Source organism: Kribbella sp. NPDC051586, assembly GCF_044453965.1.
Lineage (GTDB): Bacteria > Actinomycetota > Actinomycetes > Propionibacteriales > Kribbellaceae > Kribbella.
The window spans coordinates 1,397,883-1,421,523 of record NZ_JBITDF010000002.1 but is presented as its reverse complement, the minus strand read 5'-3'; the positions used below and the strand labels follow the sequence as shown (position 1 = coordinate 1,421,523).

At 68.6% G+C, this 23,641-nt stretch carries 24 protein-coding genes; 11 read left to right on the top strand and 13 right to left on the bottom strand.

Annotation, left to right across the window (positions count from 1 at the left end):
- Nucleotides 1-121 precede the first annotated feature (121 nt).
- Nucleotides 122-1,672, top strand: coding sequence for an alkaline phosphatase D family protein (locus tag ACIA58_RS17120; RefSeq protein ID WP_396404612.1), 1,551 nt, complete (start codon nt 122-124; stop codon nt 1,670-1,672).
- Between the two features lie 3 nt (nt 1,673-1,675).
- Nucleotides 1,676-2,914, top strand: a complete 1,239-nt coding sequence (locus ACIA58_RS17115) for a hypothetical protein (protein ID WP_396404611.1) — start codon at nt 1,676-1,678, stop codon at nt 2,912-2,914.
- A gap of 1 nt (nt 2,915) precedes the next feature.
- On the opposite strand, the gene ACIA58_RS17110 is transcribed toward ACIA58_RS17115, so the two are convergent.
- The gene (locus ACIA58_RS17110) at nt 2,916-3,524 is read right to left on the bottom strand and encodes an anti-sigma factor family protein (RefSeq protein WP_396404610.1); all 609 of its coding nucleotides are present in this window, start codon (nt 3,522-3,524) and stop codon (nt 2,916-2,918) included.
- Nucleotides 3,521-4,024 carry a sigma-70 family RNA polymerase sigma factor gene (locus tag ACIA58_RS17105; RefSeq protein WP_396404609.1) on the bottom strand — a complete coding sequence of 168 codons (504 nt, stop codon included), beginning with the start codon at nt 4,022-4,024 and terminating at the stop codon, nt 3,521-3,523. Before ACIA58_RS17105 ends, ACIA58_RS17110 begins: the two co-directional genes overlap by 4 nt.
- A gap of 89 nt (nt 4,025-4,113) precedes the next feature.
- On the opposite strand from ACIA58_RS17105, the gene ACIA58_RS17100 reads away from it, so the two are divergent.
- Nucleotides 4,114-4,623, top strand: a complete 510-nt coding sequence (locus ACIA58_RS17100) for a hypothetical protein (RefSeq protein WP_396404608.1) — start codon at nt 4,114-4,116, stop codon at nt 4,621-4,623.
- Here the strand turns inward: ACIA58_RS17100 and ACIA58_RS17095 are convergent.
- The 9 genes from ACIA58_RS17095 to ACIA58_RS17055 all read right to left on the bottom strand — a co-directional run bounded on the left by ACIA58_RS17095 (nt 4,617) and on the right by ACIA58_RS17055 (nt 13,676).
- A complete protein-coding gene (locus ACIA58_RS17095) occupies nt 4,617-6,647 on the bottom strand; it encodes a beta-galactosidase (RefSeq protein WP_396404607.1) in 2,031 nt (676 codons plus the stop codon). The two genes, ACIA58_RS17100 and ACIA58_RS17095, sit on opposite strands and share 7 nt — an antisense overlap.
- Before the next feature lie 69 nt (nt 6,648-6,716).
- The gene (locus ACIA58_RS17090; protein WP_396404606.1) at nt 6,717-7,568 is read right to left on the bottom strand and encodes a carbohydrate ABC transporter permease; all 852 of its coding nucleotides are present in this window, start codon (nt 7,566-7,568) and stop codon (nt 6,717-6,719) included.
- Nucleotides 7,565-8,512, bottom strand: coding sequence for a carbohydrate ABC transporter permease (locus ACIA58_RS17085; protein ID WP_396404605.1), 948 nt, complete (start codon nt 8,510-8,512; stop codon nt 7,565-7,567). The genes ACIA58_RS17090 and ACIA58_RS17085 overlap by 4 nt, the downstream gene beginning before the upstream one ends.
- Nucleotides 8,509-9,882 carry an extracellular solute-binding protein gene (locus tag ACIA58_RS17080; protein WP_396404604.1) on the bottom strand — a complete coding sequence of 458 codons (1,374 nt, stop codon included), beginning with the start codon at nt 9,880-9,882 and terminating at the stop codon, nt 8,509-8,511. Before ACIA58_RS17080 ends, ACIA58_RS17085 begins: the two co-directional genes overlap by 4 nt.
- Before the next feature lie 78 nt (nt 9,883-9,960).
- Entirely contained in the window at nt 9,961-10,989 is a 1,029-nt protein-coding gene (locus tag ACIA58_RS17075; protein ID WP_396404603.1) for a LacI family DNA-binding transcriptional regulator, read from the bottom strand.
- 103 nt (nt 10,990-11,092) lie between these two features.
- Nucleotides 11,093-11,383, bottom strand: coding sequence for a YbhB/YbcL family Raf kinase inhibitor-like protein (locus tag ACIA58_RS17070; RefSeq protein ID WP_396404602.1), 291 nt, complete (start codon nt 11,381-11,383; stop codon nt 11,093-11,095).
- Between the two features lie 61 nt (nt 11,384-11,444).
- Nucleotides 11,445-12,725 carry a phosphodiester glycosidase family protein gene (locus ACIA58_RS17065; protein ID WP_396404601.1) on the bottom strand — a complete coding sequence of 427 codons (1,281 nt, stop codon included), beginning with the start codon at nt 12,723-12,725 and terminating at the stop codon, nt 11,445-11,447.
- A 76-nt stretch (nt 12,726-12,801) separates the two neighbouring features.
- Nucleotides 12,802-13,260 (bottom strand): nitroreductase/quinone reductase family protein, encoded by a 459-nt coding sequence (locus ACIA58_RS17060; protein ID WP_396404600.1) that lies wholly within the window; start codon nt 13,258-13,260, stop codon nt 12,802-12,804.
- Nucleotides 13,257-13,676, bottom strand: coding sequence for a PPOX class F420-dependent oxidoreductase (locus tag ACIA58_RS17055; RefSeq protein WP_396404599.1), 420 nt, complete (start codon nt 13,674-13,676; stop codon nt 13,257-13,259). The genes ACIA58_RS17060 and ACIA58_RS17055 overlap by 4 nt, the downstream gene beginning before the upstream one ends.
- Before the next feature lie 71 nt (nt 13,677-13,747).
- Between ACIA58_RS17055 and ACIA58_RS17050 the strand changes: the two genes are divergently transcribed.
- Nucleotides 13,748-14,245, top strand: coding sequence for a MarR family winged helix-turn-helix transcriptional regulator (locus tag ACIA58_RS17050; protein ID WP_396404598.1), 498 nt, complete (start codon nt 13,748-13,750; stop codon nt 14,243-14,245).
- 84 nt (nt 14,246-14,329) lie between these two features.
- A complete protein-coding gene (locus ACIA58_RS17045) occupies nt 14,330-15,256 on the top strand; it encodes an AEC family transporter (protein ID WP_396404597.1) in 927 nt (308 codons plus the stop codon).
- Between the two features lie 21 nt (nt 15,257-15,277).
- On the opposite strand, the gene ACIA58_RS17040 is transcribed toward ACIA58_RS17045, so the two are convergent.
- The gene (locus ACIA58_RS17040; protein ID WP_396404596.1) at nt 15,278-15,988 is read right to left on the bottom strand and encodes a hypothetical protein; all 711 of its coding nucleotides are present in this window, start codon (nt 15,986-15,988) and stop codon (nt 15,278-15,280) included.
- Between the two features lie 141 nt (nt 15,989-16,129).
- Nucleotides 16,130-18,673, bottom strand: a complete 2,544-nt coding sequence (gene valS / locus ACIA58_RS17035; RefSeq protein ID WP_396404595.1) for a valine--tRNA ligase — start codon at nt 18,671-18,673, stop codon at nt 16,130-16,132.
- A gap of 74 nt (nt 18,674-18,747) precedes the next feature.
- Here valS and ACIA58_RS17030 point away from each other — a divergent pair, with 74 nt between their 5' ends.
- From ACIA58_RS17030 to mreC, 6 genes are all read left to right on the top strand, one after another.
- Nucleotides 18,748-20,106 carry a bifunctional folylpolyglutamate synthase/dihydrofolate synthase gene (locus ACIA58_RS17030; protein WP_396404594.1) on the top strand — a complete coding sequence of 453 codons (1,359 nt, stop codon included), beginning with the start codon at nt 18,748-18,750 and terminating at the stop codon, nt 20,104-20,106.
- Complete coding sequence (locus ACIA58_RS17025; protein ID WP_396404593.1) at nt 20,103-20,465, top strand: DUF4233 domain-containing protein; 363 nt, start codon at nt 20,103-20,105, stop codon at nt 20,463-20,465. Before ACIA58_RS17030 ends, ACIA58_RS17025 begins: the two co-directional genes overlap by 4 nt.
- 3 nt (nt 20,466-20,468) lie before the next feature.
- A complete protein-coding gene (gene ndk, locus ACIA58_RS17020; protein WP_396404592.1) occupies nt 20,469-20,879 on the top strand; it encodes a nucleoside-diphosphate kinase in 411 nt (136 codons plus the stop codon).
- A 42-nt stretch (nt 20,880-20,921) separates the two neighbouring features.
- Nucleotides 20,922-21,548: a CatB-related O-acetyltransferase gene (locus tag ACIA58_RS17015; RefSeq protein WP_396404991.1), complete on the top strand. Its 627-nt coding sequence runs from the start codon at nt 20,922-20,924 to the stop codon at nt 21,546-21,548.
- A 144-nt stretch (nt 21,549-21,692) separates the two neighbouring features.
- Nucleotides 21,693-22,709, top strand: coding sequence for a rod shape-determining protein (locus ACIA58_RS17010; protein ID WP_396404990.1), 1,017 nt, complete (start codon nt 21,693-21,695; stop codon nt 22,707-22,709).
- An 11-nt stretch (nt 22,710-22,720) separates the two neighbouring features.
- The gene (mreC, locus tag ACIA58_RS17005) at nt 22,721-23,638 is read left to right on the top strand and encodes a rod shape-determining protein MreC (RefSeq protein WP_396404591.1); all 918 of its coding nucleotides are present in this window, start codon (nt 22,721-22,723) and stop codon (nt 23,636-23,638) included.
- Nucleotides 23,639-23,641: the final 3 nt, after the last annotated feature.

Here is a 23,641-nt window from a genome sequence, read left to right as displayed (position 1 = left end):
TTACGAGAGCTGCGCAATCATGGGCATGAAACACCGCACACACTCAAGGTTCCCGAATGGTCACCCGTCGTTCGACCGTTCCGGGGGCCTGCCGCCCTGAGTACCCGTGAAGGTGAGGCTCATGAGCCCAATCAGTCGTAGGACCCTTGTTCTCGGCGGACTCGCCGCGGCCGGTGCCGGCGCCCTGCCGGTCATCCCGTCAGCCGCCCAGTCGTCCGTGATCACCGCTACAGCCGCCGTCCCGTACCCGTTCCAGCTCGGCATCGCCTCCGGGGAGCCGGATGCGAACAGCGTCGTGCTGTGGACCCGCCTGGCCCCGTCGCCGACCAACGCCGACGGCCAGGGCGGGATGGCGAACGTCGACGTCCCCGTGGACTGGCAGGTGTCGACCACCGACACCTTCAGCACGCTGGTCGCCTTCGGCACGGTCACCGCCCAATACGCCGCTGCGCACTCGGTGCACGCCATCGCCGGCGGCCTGAATCCGGACTCCGACTACTTCTACCGATTCCGTGCCCAGGGCCACGTCTCGCCCGTCGGCCGGACCCGCACCACTCCGGCCGTCGGTGCCACCGGACGGGACCTGGTGATGGCCTTCACCTCCTGCTCGCACTACGAGGAGGGCTACTTCACTGTCTACCGCCGGATGGCCGAGGAGAACCCGGGCGTCATCCTGCACCTCGGTGACTACATCTACGAGTACGGTGCGACCGCGGGCCGCCCGCGGCTTCACCTCGGCAGCGAGATCGTGTCGCTCGCGGACTACCGCCGCCGCTACGCGCAGTACAAGACGGACCCGGACCTGCAGGCCGCGCACGCGGTCGCGCCGTGGATCGTCGTACCGGACGACCACGAGGTGGAGAACAACTACGCCGGTACGGTGCGCGAGAACAACACCCCGGCGCTGACCGCGGCGCAGTGGACCGCGCGGCGATCGGCGGCGTACCAGGCGTACTACGAGAACATGCCGCTGCGGCCTGCTCAGGTGAACAGCGGCAACAGCATCCAGCTCTACCGGCGCCTGCGCTGGGGGAGTCTGGCGACCTTCCACATGCTCGACACCCGGCAGTACCGCAACGACCAGGCCTGTGGCGACGGCTGGAAGCTGTGCTCGGACGCCGATCTGGCCAGCCGCAGTCTGCCGGGCAACCCGCAGGAGACCTGGCTGCTGGACGGTCTGGGGCAGCACCTCGGTACGTGGGACATCATCGGCCAGCAGGTGTTCTTCGCCCGCCGGTTCAACTCGACCGGCGCCAGCATGGACTCCTGGGACGGGTACCGCGCTTCGCGGGCGCGGATCCAGCAGGGCTGGGTCGACCGGTCGGTCCGCAACCCCGTCGTACTCACCGGGGATGTGCACCGGGCGTGGGCGAACGACATCAAGGCCGACTACAACAACGCGAACTCGGCCACCATCGGCACCGAGCTCGTCACCAGTTCGGTGACCTCGAGCGGTGACGGCGACGGGTCCACGACCGTGCCCGACGTCGGCACGAACCCGTGGCTGAAGTTCTACAACAACCGGCGCGGCTACGTCCGCGCCACGGTCAGCCCGACCGAGATGCGAGCCGACTTCCGCAACGTGGCAAAGGTGTCCGAGCACGGCGCCGCTGCCGCGACAGTGAAGTCGTTCGTCGTCGAAGAGGGCCAGCCCGGACTGCAGGCGGTGTGACTCATGAAGACGCTACTTGTTACCGCGCTTGCGGTTACTGCTCTGACCTTCGCGGCCGCTCCCGCCGACGCGCACGTTGCCGCGCCGACGTGGGTCACGGCGAACAGTGTGTCAACCGGCGACCAGGACAACGCGTCCGTCGCCATCAACCGCAACGGTTACGTGGCCGTCGTCTGGGAGGACGACCGCGACACCGACAACGCGACCGACAACGTTCACAGTGACATCTTCCTGCGGCTGTTCCACAACGGCACCTCGGTGTACGAGAAGAAGCTGTCTGCCGGTGGCGACAGCGGAGTCACCACCTGGCGGCACCTGCACCCGGACGTCGGCCTCGATGACAAGGGCAACGCGGTCGTGGTGTGGCAGGACGACCCGGACGGGAATGGGTACTACAACATCCCGTACCGGGTGGTGAACACCGCGGGCACCGTGGCGGCGTCCGGCAACGCCAACACCAGTGCCACCGGTCAGCAGATCAATCCGCGGGTTGCCGTGGACCCGGATGGCGCACCCTCCACTGCAGCGGTTGCGTTCACTGTGGTCTGGGAGGACATCCAGACCGGTACGCCGGCCACTGTGAAGGCAGCCGGCTATACCGGGCCGACCACGCGCGCGTGGGAGGTCACGGCCTCGCAGACCACTGGCCAGCACCACAACCCGGACGTGGCCGTGTCGGCGTCCGGTGATGCAGTCGTGGTCTGGGACGAGGACGGTGACGCCAACGGCGACTACAACGTCGGACTGATCCGGCTGGGCCGGACCAACGGCGCAGCCACCCTCTCTCGCCGCGTCGCGAACGCCACGACCACCGGGCAGCAGACACAGGCAGCTGTGGCGGCCAACTTCAACGGCGACTTCGCGGTCGCGTGGCAGACCGGTACTGCGCTCGCAACGCGCTCGTTCGACTCAGCGGGCACGGCCCGGTACGCCGACGTACAGGTCGCGGCCGCCGGCATCACACCGTCGATCGGGATCGACGACCAGGCGCAGACCGTGGTGGGCTGGACGGTCCAGGCCACCGACCTCGACGTGTGGCTCCGAGGCTTCGGCACCGACGGCACAGACGCCGGTCGGCTCTCGTCGCAGCAGCTGAGCTCCGCGACCATTGGCCGGCAGGAGCAGATGACGGTCGCAGTGTCGCCGTTCGCCGAGGTTGCGGTCGCCTACACCGACGACAACGACGGCAACACCTACGACCAGGTCGTCCTGGGCACCGGAATCTCCAACAACAGCTGGTGAATCAGTGGGACGTCGGGGACACCGTGCTCAGTACGGTGTCCCCGGCCGTCACCACCTGGAGACTGGTGATGTTCTGCAGGGGGATGGACGTGCTGGCCGGAACGCGGGCCTGGTAGCTGCCGTTGGAGGCCCACCAGCCCGCCGTCTCGGTTGTTCCGTCGCGGCTGTGGACGATCAGCATGCAGTGCTCGTCAGGCTGCAGATCCTTCAGCCGCAACTGGATGTCCGTACCCCAGCCGTGGCTGGTCAGCCTCGCAGTGGTGTCGATACCGCCGACGCCGTCGGTTGCGGTCCAGGTGGCCGAGGCGGGAGCTGTCACCAGGCCCCAGCTGACCAGACCACTGACCGCGGCGGCCGACGCAGCCGCCAGCACCCAGCGGCGCCTCGGCGGCTTCTTCTTGGTGAGCAGGAGCGGCGCGGGCTCCGGCTGGTCCGCCTCGATGTCCTCGACCGGTACGGCGTGCAGCAGCCCCGGGAGGTGGGCGAACTGCAACAGCGTCTCGCGGCAGGTCGTACAGCTCGCGAGGTGCTCCTCGGTCGCGCGCCGCTCGGATGCCTCCAGCGCACCCAGCACGTAGGCGCCGACCGATATCGTCTGCGGGCACGTCATGAGCCGGTCACTCCTCGTTCCTCCAGCGCCGCCCGCAACGCGTGCAGCGCGTAGTAGCTCCGCGACTTCACCGTCCCCGGCGGCACACCGAGCACCACCGCCGCCTCGTTGACGGTCCGCCGCCGGTAGAACAGCTCGACGATCACCTGCCGGTGGTCGTGGCTCAGCCCGCGCATGACCTCGATCACCTGCCAGACCTGCAGCACGTGGTCGATGTCGTCGCCGAGCGCTGCGAACTCGCGGTCGTCGATCGGTACCTCCGTCACCCGGGCGGCCTGTTTGCGGTGCCCGGAGATGACCAGGTTGCGCGCGACCGTGAACAGCCAGCGCCCGGCCCGGTCCGGGTCCAGCTCCGCCGCGTGCGTCCAGGCGCGCGCCATCGTCTCCTGCACGATGTCCTCGGCATACTGACGGTCGCCGCCCACCGAGCGCAGGACATAGCCGTAGAGCGGCCGCCGGTACTTGTCGTACAACGTGCGGATCACCGTGTCGTCATCCACATCCAGGGACTACGCACAGGAGCCGTAGAAGGTTCAACTGAACCGCTCGCCGGTATCGCGCGTATCTGCCGGTGAGAGGAGATGTTCCGATGAAAACCACAATATTGTTGCTAGGAGCAACCGTAGCCGCACTGGGCACGCTGACCGCGTGCGGTGGTGGCGACAGCTCCCAAGCGAGCACCGGCGGAGCTGCGGCAGGTGCGGCGGTGTCGGTCCAGAACGTGAGCGGCGTCGGTCAGGCGCTGGTCGACTCGGCCGGCAAGACGCTGTACTTCGCCGACCAGGAAGCCGGTGGGACGATCAAGTGCACGAGCAACTGCCTGAGCTTCTGGACGCCTGCCACCGGCACCGCCGCCGACGCGAAGTCGGTGACCGGGCTGGCCGTGACGAAGCGCTCCGACACCGGCGCTGACCAGCTCACCTTCCAGGGCAAACCGCTCTACACCTTCAAACTGGACAACGGCGCCGGCAAGGCGCAGGGCAACAACGTCACCGACTCGTTCTCCGGCATGAGCTTCACCTGGCACGCCGCGACGACCACGGCCGCTGCTCCCTCCCAGGCGCCGTCCAGCTCGTCAGGCGGCGGCTACGGCTACTGATCCAGGAGCACCCGTACGTCCCACGGGCCGAGGTCGAGCTTGTCGTCCACCGGGGTGCCGGCGAGTACGTCGTGAGCCCCGGCCGGCAGGTCGATGCTGACGGAGTCCCACGACCAGTTGTGGATGAAGCGGAGCCGCCGGCCGTCGGCGTTGGTCGCGGAGCTGATCGTCACGCTGCTCGGCAGATCGCTCCACGCGCTCGGCCGGATCCACCGGAACAGCGCAGCGGCCAGCGCCGGGTTCGGAACGGTGCCGACATAGGTGATCCGGCCGGCACCGCAGGCCCGTGTGGTGATCGCGGGCCATCGCCCGAAGTGTGGATGGTCGTAGGTCGCCAGTACCTCGGCGCCCTCGACTTGAAGCCCGTCGACCCACCGGGTGGCAGCTGCGTCGTCTCCGAGTCCCACAACCCTCACCTCCGCGGTGAGGTTGCTGTACTCGTCGTACGACACTCCGGCCGCGGCTGCGAGTCCGGCGGGTTGTACGTCGGTGCGGGCGCGCGACTCGTGGTCGGCGTACCCGGTGCGCGGTCCGACGACCAGGTGGCCGCCCGACTCGGCGTACTCGACCAGTCCGGCCAACAGCTTGTCGTCCGCGAGATACAGCCCTGGTACGACGAGCACGGGGTGGTCCTCGGCCGAGCCGGTGAACTGGCTCGTGTGCAGGATGCGCACCTGCAGCCCTGCGTCGAAAGCCCCACGGTAGAAGGGATCGAAGAGACTCTGGTACGACCGGTGGTCCGGGCTGCCGTCGTCGTGGGAGAGCGGCGGGTACTTCTGCATGAGCCACTTGCTCGGCAACGAGTACAGCATCGTCACGTCGCTGTCCGGCGTCAGACCGGTCACGAGTGACCCGGCAGCCTCGAGTTCGGCGCCGATGCGGGCGATCTCGCGGTAGGTGCGGCCCGGGCGGCCGTTGTGCGGCAACACTCCACCCCAGTACGTCTCCGCGCCGAAGTGCAGCGTGTGCCAGTGCCAGTACTCGATCATCGCGGCACCCCGCGATACGAGTGCCCACGCAGCCTGGCGCCACTGCCCGTCGTACGCCGGCCGGTTGTCCCAGGGGTAGCCGATGGACTGCGCGTTCGTCTCCGTGACGAGGAACGGTCGCTGCTGGGACGAGTACATGCGGTCCGCGCTGAGGTACAGCGCCCAGGTGCCGTTGGTCGTCCAGCCCTGCGACGTGTGCCGGGTCTGCGGGTGGAGCAAGCCGTCCTGCATCGCGTAGTACGGGTTGCCGGCCGTCACGTCGAGCTGCCGTACCAGATCGTCGTCCGCCATGGCCGGCCGGTCGTAGGAGATGCAGGTCGTGACGAACTGCTCCGGCCGCGCGTACTCGCGGACGATGCCGGCCTGCCAGGCGATGAACTCCGTGGTCTGGTCGGCCTGGAACTGCCGCCACGCGACGTCGTACTGAGGTTGCACGTTGCCGTCCGGTGTCCACAGGTCCGCCCAGTCCGACAGCCGGTGCGACCAGTACACCAGGCCCCACTCGTCGTTGAGCGTCTGTACGTCGCCGTACCGGTGCCGCAGGCTGTCCACGAATCGCTGGAACACCCCGTGGTTGTGGAGCAGCTCGTTGCCCGGCTCGTTGTCGACCTGGAACCCCGTGACGGCCGGATGGCCGGCGTACCGCTCGACGATCCTCCGGATCACCCGCTCGGCGTGGAACCGGAATCCGGGGTGCGTGAAGTCCACCTCCTGCCGCGCACCCCACCCGATCGGCCGGCCGGTCTTCCGTTCACCCGCGATCTCCGGGTACAGCCGGGCCAGCCACGGCGGCACGGCGTACGTCGGGGTGCCCAGCAGTACGGCGATGCCGCGCGCATGGGCGCCGTCGAGGACCGGCTGCAACCAGTCCAGGTCGAAGCGGCCGTTCTCCGGCTCCCAGGTCGACCACACCGACTCGCCGACCCGGATCACCGAGAACTTCGCCTCGGCCATCAGGTCGAGGTCCCGTTCGAGCCGGTCGTCGGGTTGGTATTCGTGATAGTACGCAGCTCCGAAAAGCACACGCTCGTGCACTGTGTTTCTCCAATGAGAGAAGGAAAGCACCAACCCCCTCGCCTCGCTCGGGGGGCCGGACTGGTCAGATCAGGCCTTGACGCCGCCGGCGGCCAAGCCGGACTGCCAGTACCGCTGCAGCAACAGGAACGCCGCGATCAGCGGGAGGACCGACAGGAACGAACCGGTGATGACCAAGGACAGGACGGCGCCGGTGGTGCCGCCGCCGGCACTGGCCTGCGACGACCACTGCGCCAGCCCGAGGGTGATCGGGTACAGATCGGGGTTGTTCAGCATGATCAGCGGCAGGAAGTAGTTGTTCCAGGTCGCGACCAGCGTGAACAGCACCACGGTGACGATGCCCGGGGCAAGCATCCGCAGCGCCACCTGGAAGAAGATCCGGAACTCGCCCGCGCCGTCGATCCGGGCGGCCTCGATGATCCCGTCCGGAACCGCGTCCTGCGCGTAGATCCGCATCAGGTACAGGCCGAACGGGCTGACCAGCGACGGCAGGATGATCGCCCACGGCGTGTTCACCAGCCCGGCCTTGCTGAACAGCAGGTACGTCGGAATCGCGAGCGCCGTGGTCGGCACCATGATCGCGCCGAGCACCGCGCCGAACATCGGCGAGTTCCAGCGGAACCGGTACTTCGCGAAGCCGTACCCGCCGAGGGCGCACAGGAACGCGGCGCCACCCGCACTGACCACGGCGTAGAAGACGGTGTTCCCCATCCAGCGGGCGAACACCCAGCCGCCGTTCGACACGGTCTCGCGGATGTTGGACCACAGCGAGAAGTCGCCGGAGAACCACAGGCCGAAGCTCGAGAAGAGGTCACCGACCGTCTTGGTCGACGCCACGAACAGCCAGAACAACGGCAGCAGGAAGTAGATCAGCAGCGCGATCATGCCGATGCTCAGAACGGTGCTGCGTCGGCCTCTCATGACTTGGCCCTTCTGGTGCTGATGAGGAGAACGGCGTACGACGCGACGACGATGACCACACCGAGCAGGAACGAGACCGCGGCGGCGTAGTTCACCTCCTGTCCGGTGAACGCGAGCGTGTAGGCGTAGAGGTTCGGCGTGTACGCGCTGTCGATGACGCTCGGCGCCAGCGTCTGCGTCAGTTTCGGTTCGTTGAACAGCTGGAAGCTCCCGATCACGGAGAAGATCAGGCAGACCAGCAACGCCGGCCGGAGCGCCGGGATCTTGATGCTCCACGCGGTCCGGATCGCGCCGGCCCCGTCCACCGCCGCGGCTTCGTAGAGATCGTGCGGCACCGCGCGCAGGGCGGCGTACAGGATGATCATGTTGTAGCCGGTGAACTCCCAGGTGACGATGTTCGCCAGCGACCCGAGCATCCAATGGCTGCTGAGGAACGCCGGTGCGGGCAGGCCGAGATGCCCCGCGAGCTGTGAGAAGGGCCCGAAATCACGCCCGTACAGGTAGCCCCACATCAGCGCGGCGACCACGCTCGGCACGGCGTACGGCAGGAAGATGCCGATCCGGAACAGCTTTGCCAACCGCAACAGACCGCTGTCGATCGCCAGCGCGGCCAGCAGCGCGATCACCAGCATGACCGGCACCTGGATCAGGAAGAACAGGCCGACCCGTCCGACACCGGACAGCAGCCGCGGATCGGTCAGCGCCCGGGTGTAGTTGGCGAACCCGGCGAAGGCGGTGCCGCCGATCAGGCGCTCCTGGAACAGGCTCAGGTACGCCGCATAGGCCAGTGGCAGCACGAGCATCGCCAGGAACACCAGCATGAACGGCGCGACGAACAGGTAGCCCGTCGTGGCGTGGCTCACCCCACGCCGCCGGCGGCGGACCTCACTGCGGCTCGGTGCTCGCGCTGCCCCGAACCGCTGCTCGGATGCGTTGACAGTCATTGGCCGACCTTGAAGCCCTGGTTCTTGGCGTACGTCGTCTGGCGTTCCTGCCACTGGTCGAGCGCCGCGCTGGTGTCGCTCTTGTTCGCGAACGACTTCCCGACGGTCTCGCCCCAGTCGCTGTACGCCTGGTCGAGGAACGGCGGCCACTGGAACTTCGTGTCCACGGTGCCGCTGATGCCGGCGAACAGCTTGTTCACCGGCTGGCCGCCGTAGAAGGGCAACGGCCGGTCGACGAAGGACGAGTCGGCCAGCAGCGCCTTCGTGACCGGGAAGAGGAACTGCTGGGTCGCGAACAGCTTCGCCGACTCGGGGTCGGTGTTGATGAACTCGGCCAGCTTCGCCGCCGCGATCGGGTTCTTGGTCCCCTGCACGACCGCGGTGGTCGAGCCGCCCCAGTTGCCCGAGACGTTCGCGCCGGCGTCCCACTGGGGGAGCGGCGCCGCGCGCCATTTGCCGCTGGTCGCCTTCGCGCTGCCTTCCAGGAAGACCGGACCCCACGCGGCAGTGAGCCAGGTGGCGTACTTGCCGCGGTTGAGCGCCTGGTACCACTGGTCGTTGAAGTCGGCATCGGTCGAGACCGAGCCGTCCTTGATCAGGCCGCTCCAGTAGTCGCCGAGCTTCTTGGAGTCCGCGCCGTTCAGATCGATCTTGACCGAATCGCCGGCCGGCGTCTCGAACGGTTTGACGCCCGCCTGCCAGAGCATGCCGAACCAGACCCCGGCCTGGTTCTGCGCCAGGTTCGTCATCGACACGTTCGGGTCGGCCGCATGCAGCTTGCGGGCCGCGGCCGCGAACTCGTCCCACGTCTTCGGCACGGCGATGCCGTACTTGTCGAAGATGTCCTTGCGGTACAGCATCCCCATCGGGCCGCTGTCCTGCGGGATCGCCCACACCTGGCCGCTCGAGCCGACCACCTGTTGCCACGTCCACGGCACGAACTGGTCCTTCAGCGCCTCGGCGCCGTACGGCCGCAGGTCCATCAGGCTCTTGGTGAGCGAGAACGTCGGGATGTACTGGAACTCGATCTGGACCGCGTCCGGGAACCCGGTGCCGGCCTTCAGCGCGGTGCGGAGCTTGGTGTACTGCGGGGTGCCCTGCCCGGCGTTCACCACCTTCACCTTGATCGCCGGGTACTTCTTCTGGAACAGGTCGACTTCCTTCTGGATGTTCGGCACCCAGGTCCAGAAGGTGAGCTGGGTCGGCGTGGACATCGCCTTGTCGATGTCGGCCTGACTGACCGACTGCGCCTGACCGGCGCCGGACGAGGACGACCCACCCCCGCCGCCACAGGCTGCGAGCGCCAGCGCAGCGGCCAGGACGAGTGCGGCGCCGGCGGCTGTGCGTCGGCGAATACGGTTGATGAACACTGCGAACAACTCCTCGAGTCGTGGCAAGGCGGTGCCTGGGCACCCGGCGCGGCCGGGTTCCCGATGGATGAACTGAGGTCAGGCGGAAGTCGTGGACCGGCGGACGACCAGCCGGAGCGGCGGTGGCTCCGGCGTGGGGGACCGGTCGCCGGTGGGCGACTCGATCTCGGTGACGAGACGCGCTATTCCGCGCTCGACGTGCAGGTCGAAGTCCTGCGGGACGGTGGTGAGTGGCGGGGTGAGAAACCGGGCTGCGGGGATGTCGTCGAAGCCGACGATGCTGACGTCCTCCGGGACCCGCCGGCCGGCTTCGGTGAGCGCGCGCAGCACACCGACGGCCATGTCGTCGTTGGCAATGAAGATCGCGGTGACATCGGGGTTCGCGGCCAGCTCCCGTCCGGCTTCGTACCCCGAGGCAGGGAGCCAGTCGCCTTGCAGCACAGGCGGTTCGGGCGCGCCGGCGGCGGCCAGCGCTTGGCGCCATCCCTCGAGCCGGTCCCGGGCGGCCCACCAGCGTTGCGGACCGGCGACGTGCCACACCGTTCGGTGTCCCAGCTCCAGCAGGTGCTCGGTCGCGCTCCGGCCGGCGCCGACGTTGTCGCCGCCGGTGTCCAGGCCCGGCTTCGCGCGCAGCCCCGGGAATCTGCCGAAACTGAGCACCGGGAGGTCGACGTCGATCGACTGGTCGCCCCCGTCGATCGGTTCGGACAGGATGATGCCGTCGACACCCTGCTCGAGCAGGTGCTCTACCGCGCTGGCGATGGTGTCGCCTTCGAGGGTGTTGACGATGCTCACGGAGTAGCCGGTGGTCCGGAGGGCCCGTTCGATCGCCACCAGCTGTGTCGACGGGCCGAACAGCGCCGTACCGAGGCAGACCACGCCGATCCGCTTGGTCCGGCCGGAGTTGAGCGCACGGGCGGCGTCGTTGCGACGGTAGCCGAGCTCGCGCATCGCTGCCTGGACCCGGAGCCGGACCTCTTCCTTGACGTACGGCTCGTCGTTGAGAACCCGGGAAACGGTCTTCTGCGATACACCCGCCAACCGGGCCACGTCCGTGCTCCCCGGACGACGCCGCGCCGAGCCGTCGCCGCCCTCCGGTTTCGTCATGGTCATGAGCCTCTCACGGGTGTGTTCTGACTGCGTAGTCAGAATGTGTCTACGTAGTCAGAACGTCAATGACTCGCCTACTGTGACCTGAGTCACATTGACGTCAATGGCTGTACAGCGGCGGGGTGCCCTCTGCGATCGACGTCGTCTGCGGGGTGAGGTCGAGGAGCACCCAGTGGGTGAACGTTCCGTTGGGCGCGTCGGGGTCGTCGACGACGACTGCCAGCGACGTGGTGCCGGCAGGTACGCCGGTCCAGCTCAGCGGCGGGGAGGTGCCTGCGCCGTCGCACGTGTACTGGCGTGGGATCGTGCTGGCGTCGCGGAACGCAGTACTGGTCGCAGTGATGCTGTCGGGGCGGTGGTGGCCGGCTCTTTCGGGTCGCCACCACCGCACCCGGCTGTCAGCAGGACGGCGGTCGTCAACAGAAGCAGACGCACGCCAGTACGGTATCGGCCTACTTACCCGGGACGAAGATCACGGCGTCGCCGACGAGGCGCTCGGCGCCGCCGGTGTTGCTCGGGTGGTTGACGACGGTACCGTCCTGGAGCGCCATCGCGGTCGAGCCGCCGCCGTCCAGGTTGATCGAGTCACGCAGGCCGAGTGCCTTTGCCACGGCAGCCGTCTCCGCCATCGTGGTGCCGACGCTGGTCGTCTGCCGGCCGTCGATCGTGGCCAGGACGATCTTGCCGTCCCGCGTGGTACCGGCGATCGTGCGCGGGTTGCGGTCGAAGAAGCTGCCGGTGCCGCCCGGTACGACGATCTCGCCGTTCTTCGTCAGCTGGTACCGCCCGGTCGCGCCATACAGGCCGCTGTGCAGTGGAACCTTGTGGCCGCTCTCGTCCTGCACAGCCACATCCGTACGCACGCAGCCCTTGCCGGCGACCTTCAGCAGCGCAACGGTGTCCTGGCCGGTGGCCTGCAACGATGTCTGGCTCGCGGTGAGCGCAGTACCGCGGGTGCTCGACGTACGGACGACGCAGCCGCGGCGGTCGAGCACGACCTCGACGCCCGCGCCCGCGGGGGTCATGGCGGCGAACTCGGGTGTGAACCGAACGACGTCACCCGGCACGGTGCAGGTGGTCTGGTCGGGCAGCGTGGCGCAGGCCGTCGGCACAACCGGCGGGTGGTTGACGAACTCGAGCGGCAGCTGGCCGCCGGTCGAGCGGTTGCGAACGGTGCCGGTCCAGCGCAGGTGGCCGGTCACGACCTTGTTGCTCTTGGCATCGATCAGCAGGTTGGCCTCGGTCGGGTCGGTGAGCGGCTCGCTGAGCAGCTTGCCGTCGGAGATGCCGAGCCCGACCGGGTCGCCCGGGTACTGCGGGTTCGCGGTGAAGGTGAAGAACGACGCGTTCACGCCGGCCAGCGCGCCGGACGACTTCACCAGGTCCGAGGTCTTCTCCACGCCGGCCAGGTCGGCGCCGTACGTGGTCTTCAGATGGCCCTTGGCCTTCCTCGGGTCGATCGTCAGCACGTTGACGACCCACGGGCCGCGGGGCGTCGTGTTGATCTGGTCGGGCGGGGCGGGTTCGGTGCCGCGGACGATGGTCGTCAGCGTGACGCCACGCGCCAGCGCGCGGTCGGTCCGCGTCTCGGCCAGGTCGGCGTCCCCGATCGGCAGTCCACCGATGACAGCAGTTCTCGTGCTTACCGGAGCCGCGCCGGCGGTCGGGATCCCGGACGCCAGGATCCCGGCCACCGCGACTGCGACTGTGAACACTCGAGCGGAAGTAGTCATACCGACCATCGTCCGTGGACACGGTGGAATCTTTCTACCCCAGAACCCAACTCGTCAGCATCTGACGGATGACCTTTCAGTGCCGCGGCGTCAACCTGATGACCGGCAACTCACGATCGGTCTTCACCTGGTACTCCGCGAACCGCGGCGCGGTCGTGACGATGCGCTCCCACTCCGCGGCCCGCTCCGCACCGTGCAGCTGCTCCGCGCGGACCTCGATCGTCTTGCTGCCGACCTCGATCCGGACCCGGTCGGGACGTGCGGCCAGGTTGTAGTACCACGCCGGGTTCTCCGGAGCGCCGGCCGCGGAGGCAATGATCAGCAGGCTGCCGTCAGCAGCCGGGAGCCAGCTGACCGGTGTCATCCGCGCCTCGCCGGACCTGCGTCCGATCGTGTGCAGGACCAGGATGTCGAAGCCGATGACCCTGCCGCCCCGGCGCCGGATCACCGGGGCCACGAACCTGTTCAGCCAGCGCCACGCGCGGCCGTTCGGCTGCCGAGCGCCACGGGTGCCGGCTCGGCTGTCGAAGCTCATCCCGTCACGGTCTCATGCTCCGTGCGGGTCGTGGTCACCGTGTCGTCATGGGTGAAGGGCTTGCCCTCGAGGTTGAAGCTCCAGGAGGTGGTCGGCGTGATCCGCAGATAGCTGCCCGGGCCGAAGCGGCCGGTGCGCTCCACCAGCTCGGCTTCGCCGTAGATGCGCAGGTACCGGGGAATCCAGGGATCGGTCGACGGGAGATCGTCGAGGATCACCGCGACCTTGGTGTTGCCGGCCCGTACGTTGCGGAACTTCCGGGTGCGCACCGGGTCGATGCCGCCGATGAACAGGTGCGTGCCGTCGTACTCGAACCCGACCGGTACGGCGTCGGGCTGGCCGTCGGCGCCGACCGTCGCGATCCGCGCGACGGGCTGGGACCGCAGGTACTCGCGTTCCTCATCGCTGAAGGACATCGATCCTCCTCGATAGTTAATGGCATTGACTGTATGCGCCATTAACTATACATGGCCTGTACCGTGGAGCTGTGAGTGAGACCGAGATCGCCCCGGCGGCCGTCCGCTCAGGTCCGCTGTCCGGCGTCGACCTGGCGGCCGGCCAACTGGACGTGGCCGGGGGGCTGCTCCAGCTCACCTCGCTGGTGCAGAATCTCTACGCTCGCGTCTCCGAGCGCCACGAGCTGACGCCGGTCCAGGCCAAACTGCTGTGCGTGCTGCTCGGCGGTCCGCGTGGGATGGCCGAGTTGGCGGCCTGCTTCGGCGTGGAGAAGGCGGCGCTCACCGGCCTGATGGACCGGGCCGAGAAGCGTGGGCTGGCGGAGCGCTCGCCGGTCCCGGGCAATCGACGTGCCGTGCAGGTCAATCTCACCGATGCCGGCCGCCGGGCCGCGACGGCCTTCCACGCCGAGGTCGGTGAAGCGCTGAACGGGCTGATCGCGGAGCTGAGCCCGGCTGATCGTGAACACTTCCGCGCCACCATGGCCGGCATCGTCACCGGCTGCCGCAGCGGCGCCGGCCCTTCCTGATCGTCCAGCCGCTGAACCGGCGCGACGGGAGGACAGCGTTTTCCTTTACGATCTCAAGCGTGTCCAACCCGCTGAGTACCTGAGATGTCCGCCGTCGTCGGTGCCTTCGGCGCGTTGGTCGCAGTGGCCGTGCTCGGGTACGTCGTCGGCCTCCTCGGAGTACTGCGTTCGCAGGACGAGTTGGTGCTGTCCCGGCTGGCGTTCTTCGTCGCGACGCCGGCCCTGCTGTTCACGACGGTCGCGCGGGCGGACCTCCGGGCGATCTTCTCGGTCGTCCTGGTCACCAATCTGCTCAGTCTGTTCGTGGTCCAGGTGGTGTTCCTGGTCGTCGCGGCGGCGATCTGGCGGCGGACGCGGTCCGAGGCGACGATCGGCGTGCTCGCCTCGTCGTACGTGAACGCGGGCAACCTCGGCGTGCCGGTCGCGGCGTACGTGCTGGGGAACGGTGCGTTGGTCGCGCCAATCGTCTTGTTCCAGGTGGTGGTGATGGCGCCGATCGCGTTCGCCGTACTGGACGGCGACCGGCAGGGGACCGGACGGCGGGTATCGGTGCGGACGATGGTGACGCGACCGTTCCGCAATCCGCTGACGGTCGCGTCGTTGCTCGGGTTGCTGGTTTCGCTGTCAGGGCTGCGATTGCCGGAGTTGGTGATGCGGCCGATCGACCTCGTCGCCGCGGCGGCGGTGCCGGTCGCGCTGGTGGCGTACGGATTGAGCCTGAGTGCGGGGACGAAGGATTCGATCACGGTGCGGCGCGACGTCGTCCTCGCGGTGGTGTTGAAGACGTTCGTGCAGCCGCTGGCGGCGTACACGATCGCGCGGTGGGTGCTCGATCTGCACGGGACGGCGCTGCTCGCGCCGACGTTGCTGGCCGCGCTACCTACGGCGCAGAACGTGTATGTGTACGCGGTGCATTATCGGAGCAGCCGGACGCTCGCGCGGAGTGCGGTCCTGCTCAGCACATTGCTGTCGATCCCGGTGATGATCCTGATCGCAGGACTGCTGGCCTGAGTCAGCGCATGTCAGCGTCAGTCAGCGCATGGCTTTGAAGGCCTCTTCGGCGACCGGCTCGACCTGGTCGACGTTGACGCCCTCGTTGGCGGACTGTGCGATGACGGTCAGGGTGTTGGAGCCGCGGTAGCACTGGGTCGGCAGGTTGCCGCTGGACTCGACGCACGTGGCGGCGCCGACCTTCTTGATCTTGTCCGGGGTGGCGCCGGAGTCCGCGACGGTCTTGTCGATGTCGACCTTGCCGCGCAGCGCGATGATCACGAACATCCGGTTGCCGTCGATGGTCCCGTACGCCTCGACCGTCGCCTGCTTGCCGTTGTTGATCCGGCTCAGCGCCTCGCGCGTCTGGTCCAGCTGCAGCTGGTCGCGGATGTCCTTGTCGGTGATCCGGTCGAGGCCGGCCAGCTTCGCGGGCGGGGTGATCCCGCGCTCGGTGTTCAGCCGGTTGAGCGGACCGAGCCCCCAGATGTAGCCGAGCAGCGCGAGCACGATGAGCACGATGAGAGCCGCCCCGACCGTGACCCACGGGCCCCGCACCCGGATCCGGCGCCACCACTTCTTCCTGGGCTCCTTGACCGCCGGGTCAACCTTCGTGTCGCCCCCTGTTTTCTCGGCGTCCGGCGTGTCCGCGGCCGGGACGGCGGCCAGCTCGGCGGTGTCCGCGCCGGCGTCGGCCGTGGTGACGGCCTTCTCCGTCGGCTTCGGATCCGCCGGGGTGGTGGGGTCGCTCATGCGATGGCTCCTCGGACGTTCGGTCGCGGGGTTCGGATCTGATGCTTCCACATCAGCACAAACCGGTCTCGGACGGTAGTCGTTCGGCGACAGGCGCAGGTGCCCGCCTCCCGAGTGGGAGACGGGCACCTGGACACGCGCTCAGAGTGCCGCGACGACCTTCACCGCGTCCGAGTCGTCGGCGTGCCAGACGATCTCGCCGGTGATCCGGCCCGCGGCCCGCAGATCCGGCTCGGCGCGCTCGGCCAGCGAGAGCCGCGCCGCCGGACCGGTGACCTCGACCTTGCTGACCTCGGTCTTCATCGAGACCTGCGCCTCGGACTTCGCCCCACGGATCCCGGCGAGGACCTCGGAAACAGCGTCCAGGACCTCAGGCTCCTGCGCGGCGACGGCGAGATCGGCATCCGGCTCCGGCCAGCTGGTCACGTGGATCGAACCCTCCTGCCACCACGACCAGACCTCTTCGGTCGCGAACGGCAGGTACGGCGCGAGCAGCCGCAGCTGGACCGACAACGCAACGGCCAGCGCCGCCTTCGCGGACGCGGCACCGGCGTCACCCTGGCCGCCGTACGCGCGCTCCTTGACCAGCTCGACGTAGTCGTCGCAGAACGTCCAGAAGAACCGCTCGCTGATCTCCAGCGCCCCGGTGTAGTCGTACCGCTCGAAGGCCGCCGTGGCGTCCGCGACGACCGACCGCAGCCGCTGCAGCATCGCCAGGTCGACCGGCTCCGTGACCGCGGCCGAGTCGACCGTGGTGGCCCCGAACCCGAGGACGAACTTCGACGCGTTCAGAACCTTGATCGCGAGCCGGCGCCCGACCTTCATCTGCGACTCGTCGAACGGGGAGTCCATCCCCGGCCGAGCCATCGCCGCGCGCCACCGGACCGCGTCCGCGCCGAACTTGTCCAGGATCTCGGTCGGGACGATCGCGTTGCCCTTGGACTTCGACATCTTCTTCCGGTCCGGGTCGACGACGAACCCGGAGATCATCGACCGCGCCCACGGCAGCGTGCCGTTCTCGAAGTGCGCCCGGACGACGCGGGAGAACAGCCAGGTCCGGATGATCTCGTGCGCGTGCGTGTTCAGGTCCATCGGGAAGGTACGCCGGAACAGGTCGTCGTCGCGCTCCCAGCCGCAGGCGATGTGCGGGGTCAGGGACGATGTCGCCCAGGTGTCCATCACATCGGGGTCGGCCTCGAACCCACCGGGCTTGCCGCGCTGGGACTCGTCGTAGCCCCGCGGTGCCTGTGAGGTCGGGTCGATCGGCAGCTCGGCCTCGGCCGGCATCAACGGGTGCGCGTAGTCGGGCTCGCCGTCGGCGTCCAGCGGATACCAGACCGGGAACGGGACGCCGAAGTACCGCTGGCGGGAGATCAGCCAGTCACCGTTCAGCCCCTCGACCCAGTTCAGGTAGCGGTGCCGCATGTGCTCGGGGACCCACGCGAGCTCCTCGCCGCGCTCGATGAACTCCTGCTTGAGCGCGTCGTCGCGGCCGCCGTTGGTGATGTACCACTGCCGGGTGGAGACGATCTCGAGCGGCTTGTCACCGTTCTCGTAGAAGTTCGCCATCCGCTCGGTGGGCTTGGGCTCGCCGTCCAGCTCGCCGCTCTCGCGGAGCTTCGCCACGATCAGCTCGCGGGCGCTGAAGACGGTCTTGCCGGCCAGCTCGCCGTACAGGTCCGCGGAGTCCTCGAGCCAGGCCGGGGTCTCGCGCAGGAACCGGCCGTCGCGGCCGATGACGGTCCGGACCGGCAGTTGCAGCTCGCGCCACCACTGGATGTCGGTCTGGTCGCCGAAGGTGCAGCACATCGCGATACCGGCGCCCTTGTCCATCTCGGCGGCCGGGTGCGCGAGGACCGGGACCTCGACGCCGAACAGCGGCGACCTCACGGTCGTGCCGAACAAGTGCTTGTACCGGTCGTCGTCGGGGTGGGCGATCAGCGCGACACAGGCCGGGATCAACTCGGGCCGGGTGGTCTCGATGTAGATCGGGCCGTCGGCGCCGTGGTAGGCGATCCGGTGATAGGCGCCCGGATACGGCCGGGCCTCCATCTCGGCCTGCGCGACCGCGGTCTGGAACGTGACGTCCCAGACCGTCGGCGCCTCGGCCAGATACGCCTCGCCACGGGCGAAGTTCCGCAGGAAGGCGCGCTGCGACGTACGCCGGGAGTCTTCGGAGATCGTCGTGTAGAGGTGGTCCCAGTCGACGCTCAGGCCGACCGTCCGCCACATCGACTCGAACGCCTGCTCGTCGATGTGGGTGAGCTCACCGCACAGGTCGACGAAGTTCTGCCGGGCGATCGGGACCTGCTTCTTCGGGTCCGGCTTGGCCGGCGGGGTGAAGTCCGGGTCGTACGGCATCGAGGGATCGCACTTGACGCCGTAGTAGTTCTGGACCCGTCGCTCGGTCGGCAGACCGTTGTCGTCCCAGCCGATCGGGTAGAAGACCTTCTTCCCGCGCATCCGCTGGAAACGGGCCACCAGGTCGGTGTGGGTGTAGCTGAAGATGTGCCCGACGTGCAGCGACCCGGAGACCGTCGGCGGGGGCGTGTCGATCGAATACACGTCGGCACGCTCTGCGGTGCGGTCGAAGGCGTAGGTCTGCTGCTCCTTCCATACAGCAGCCCACTTCTCCTCGAGTCCATCGAGGGTGGGCTTGTCTGGAACGCGGGACGTCTGGCTCATGCGCACAATCGTAGTGGTTGTCAAGGGGTGCTCCGACCGGTTTATCCACACCCCCTCCTAGACTGGGCTTCCTGATGAGCGACCTTTCCTACGCCGAGGTATCGGCACGGCTCCAGCAGCGTTGGCCGGAGCACAAGATCGAGCCCACCCTGGACCGGATCCGGCGGCTCGCCGAGCTGCTCGGCGACCCCCAGAAGGCCTACCCGGTGGTGCACCTGACGGGGACCAACGGCAAGACGTCCACGGCCCGGATGATCGACACCCTGCTGCGCGAGGCGGGACTGCGGACCGGCCGGTTCACCAGCCCGCACCTGGAGTCGATCCGGGAGCGGATCACCCTGGACGGTGAGCCGATCAGCGAGGAGCGCTTCGTCGAGGCGTACGAGGAGATCGCGCCGTACCTGGACGTGGTCGACGCCGAGCAGAAGCACCCGCTGACGTTCTTCGAGGTGATGACCGCGATGGCGTACGCGGTGTTCGCGGATGCCCCGGTCGACGTCGCGGTGATCGAGGTCGGCCTCGGTGGGTCCTGGGACTCGACCAACGTCGCCGACGGCGCGGTCTCGGTGATCACCCCGGTCGCGGTCGACCACGCGCACCTGCTCGGCGCGGATCCGGTCACGATCGCCGGCGAGAAGTCCGGCATCATCAAGTCCGGCGGTACGACGGTGATGTCGCAGCAGAGCCTCGAGGTCTTCGAGGTACTGCTCCGCAGGGCCGCCGAGGTCGGCTCGCAGGTGGCCCGCGAAGGGATCGAGTTCGGCGTCGTCAGCCGCACGCTCGCGGTCGGCGGCCAGGTCATCTCGGTCAAGGGCCTCGGCGGCGAGTACGACGAGCTGTACCTCCCGCTCCACGGTGAGTACCAGGCGCACAACGCGGCTACTGCCATCGCCGCGGTCGAGGCACTGCTCGGCGCCGGCCCGGAGACCGAGGGCAGGGTCACCACCGAGCTGCTGCGGGCCGGGTTCGAGAAGGTGACCAGCCCCGGCCGGATGGAGGTCGTCCGCACCAGTCCGACGATCGTCGTCGACGCCGCGCACAACCCGCACGGCGCCGAGGCGACCGCGGCGACGGTCTCGGAGGCGTTCCAGTTCCAGCCGCTGATCGGCGTCCTCGGCTGTATGAAGGACAAGGACGTGTACGGCGTCCTCGAGGCGTACGAGCCGATCATGGAAACGGTCGTCTGCACCCGGAACAGCTTCGGCGAGCGTTCGATGCCGGCCGAGGAGCTGGGCGAGCTGGCGGCCGAGGTGTTCGGCGAGGAGCGGGTGCTGGTCCGCCCGCACCTGATCGACGCGATCGACGACGCGATCCGGCTGGCCGAGGAGAACGCGGTCGCCCTCGGCAGCGGCGGCGTGCTGGTCACCGGCTCGGTCATCACCGCCGGTGAAGCCCGCACGCTGCTGGTCCGCAAGTCAAAGGCCGAGCAATGAGATCGCTCGCGTCGATCGTGCTCGGGTTCGAGTCGATCGTGCTCGCGCTGGTCACACCGGTGATGATCTCGGTCGCGGACGTCCGCCCCGCGGTCGCCGTACCGGTCTGCCTCGGTCTGGCCGTGCTCGCGATCATCTCGGCCGGCCTGCTCCGGTTCCGGGCCGGGTACGTGCTGGGCTCGGTGGTCCAGGTCGGCGCGGTCGGACTCGGCTTCGTCGTCCCGGTGATGTTCGTGCTCGGAGCCGCGTTCGCCGGCTTCTGGGTCGCCGCGATCGTCCTCGGCCGCCGGATCGAGGAGGCCAAGAAGGCGCACGAGCAGCTAGGCTCGGCCGCCCCGACAAGTTCTAGAGAGAGTTGACAGATGTCGCAGCGCACCCTGGTCCTGCTGAAGCCCGACACGGTCCGCCGCGGCCTGGTCGGTGAGGTGCTGGGCCGGTTCGAGGCCAAGGGGCTCCGGATCGTCGCCATGGACCTGCGCACGATCGACGGCGAGATGGCCGACCAGCACTACGCCGAGCACGTCGAGAAGGCCTTCTACCCGCCGCTGCGCGACTTCGTCACCAGCGGCCCGCTGGTCGCGATGGTGCTCGAGGGCGACGAGGCGATCGAGGTCATCCGCGCCCTGAACGGCGCCACCGACGGGCGCAAGGCCGCCCCGGGCACCATCCGCGGCGACCTGTCGCTGTCCAACCGCGAGAACCTCGTCCACGGCTCCGACTCCGAAGAGTCCGCCGGCCGCGAGATCAAGATCTGGTTCCCCGACCTGCCCTGAGGAGAGCTGCCTGTGCTGCCTGATCCGACAGCGCTCCATCCGATGCCCGGGCAGCCACGGGTGGTGCTGCTCAAGCCGTTGGTCACCTCACCGCTGATCGAGGTCGGTGAGTTCACGTACTACGACGATCCGGACGACCCGACCGCCTTCGAGACCCGCAACGTGCTGTACCACTACGGCCCGGAGAAGCTGGTCATCGGGAAGTTCTGCGCGCTGGGGGAGGGCGTCCGGTTCGTCATGAACGGCGCCAACCACCGTATGGACGGCCCGTCGACGTTCCCGTTCCCGATCATGGGCGGGTCCTGGTCGGAGCACTTCGACCTGATCACCGGTCTGCCCGGCCGCGGCGACACCGTGATCGGGCACGACGTCTGGCTCGGGTATCAGACCCTGGTCATGCCCGGCGTCCGGATCGGCCACGGAGCGATCGTCGCGTCCGGCTCCGTCGTGGTCGGGGACATTCCCGACTACGGCGTCGTCGGCGGAAACCCGGCCCGGCTCATCCGCCGGCGGCACTCCGACGCGGACATCGAGCGCCTCCTGGCCGTCGCCTGGTGGGACTGGCCGCTCGACCATCTCAGCGAGCACGTCCGCACGGTCATGTCCGGTTCCATCGACGATCTGGAGGCCGCGGCGCCTCGGACGCCCCAGAACCCCTTGCGGCCTTGACCTCCGCGGGGCACTGCGGACGGCTGGTGAGTAAGCGGATACGATACGTGCCGGACGGACCGGTCGTGTCGGTCCACGGGCTGTGCGCGGGCGGCGCTTAGCCTGAGGTGAGGTCGAGTGGGAGGTGCCGCGGTGGCGAACAGCATGCTCGGCCGCGACATGGCGGTCGACCTCGGGACGGCGAACACCCTGGTGTACGTGCGCGGACGGGGCGTCGTGCTGAACGAGCCGTCCGTGGTCGCGACCCGGACCGACGACCCGCAGGAAGCGGTCGCGTTCGGGCACGAGGCGAAGAAGATGATCGGCCGTACGCCGGGGAACATCACCGCGATCCGGCCGCTCAAGGACGGCGTGATCGCCGACTTCGACGCCGCCGAGCAGATGCTGCGGTACTTCATCCAGCGCGTGCACCGGCGGCGGTACTTCGCCAAGCCGCGGATCGTGGTCTGCGTCCCGTCCGGGATCACCGCGGTCGAGCAGCGCGCGGTCCGCGACGCCGGGTACATGGCTGGCGCCCGCAAGGTCTACATCATCGAGGAGCCGATGGCCGCCGCGCTCGGCTCGAACCTCGAGGTCCGCGACGCCACCGGCAACATGGTCGTCGACATCGGCGGCGGCACGACCGAGGTCGCGGTCATCTCGTTCGGCGGCATCGTCACCAGCCAGTCGATCCGGGTGGCCGGCGACGCCATCGACAAGGCGATCGTGAACTACTGCAAGAAGGAGTTCTCGCTGCTGCTCGGCGAGGCGACCTCGGAGCAGATCAAGATGACCATCGGGTCGGCGTTCCCGACCACCGACGGCCCGGACAGCGAGATCCGCGGCCGGGACATGGTGTCGGGCCTGCCGCGGACGGTGAAGGTGTCCTCGGCCGACATGCGCCAGGCGATCGAGGAGCCGATCACCGCGATCGTCGACGCGGTCAAGGCGACCCTGGACAAGACCCCGCCCGAGCTGGCCGGCGACATCGTCGACCGGGGCATCGTGCTGACCGGCGGCGGCGCGCTGCTGAAGGGTATGGACGAGCGGCTGCGGCACGAGACCGGCATCCCGATCCACGTTGCGGACAACCCGCTGGACGCCGTCGTCCTCGGCGCCGGCAAGTGCGTCGACAACATCGAGACCCTCAACCGCATCCTGGTCACCGACAACCGGCGCTGAGGTACCACCCGATGCTCAAAGACCTCGGTACCCCGGCGAAGGGCCTGGTCCGCGCGACCGGCATGCCGCGCCAGATCCGCCGCCGCCGGACCGTGCTGGTGCTGGTGATCCTGGCCTGTTTCACGTTGATCGTGCTCGACGCCCGCCGCTCGGCCGGTTCGCCGGTCGAGCCGCTGCGGGAGGCCGCGGCCGGCGTCTTCGGCCCGCTGGAGTCGACCGCGAGCTCGGCCCGGCAGCCTGTGGACGACCTCCGCGACCGGTTCGCGGAAATGGATAGGCTGAAAGCAGAGAACGAGAAACTCAAGCAGGACAACGAGAATCTGACCCAGGAGCTGAACACCTCCGACTACGCCCGCAACCGGGCGCAGGAGCTGGACAAGCTGCTCAAGGTCGCGCCGGCGTACACGATGACGCCGGCCCGGGTGATCGGGATCGGTGGCGCGCAGACGTTCAGCCACACGGTCACGATCGACGCCGGGACGGCGGACGGCGTGCGCACCGACATGACAGTGATGAACGGGACCGGTCTGGTCGGCCGGGTGGTGCGCACCACCACGGGGACCGCGACCGTGCTGCTGATCGGCGACCGCAACTCGACCGTCGGCGGCCGGCTGAACACGTCGATGGCGCTCGGTTTCGTCTCCGGACGCGGCGACGTGGCCGGCACCCTCGACTACAAACTCGTCGACCCGAAGGCGCGGCCCAAGGTCGGCGACCGGATCGTCACCTGGGGCTCGAGCGGCAACGCGCCGTACGTGCCGGGTGTCCCGATCGGTGTCGTCACCTCCGTGACGCCGAACGAAGGCTCCCTCGGATCCACCGCGACCATCAAGCCGTACGTCGACCCGACCCGGATCGACACCGTCGGCGTGGTGACCGGACCACCCGCCCGACCACCACGAGGCCACCTACCAGGAAAGGGGAGTTGAGAC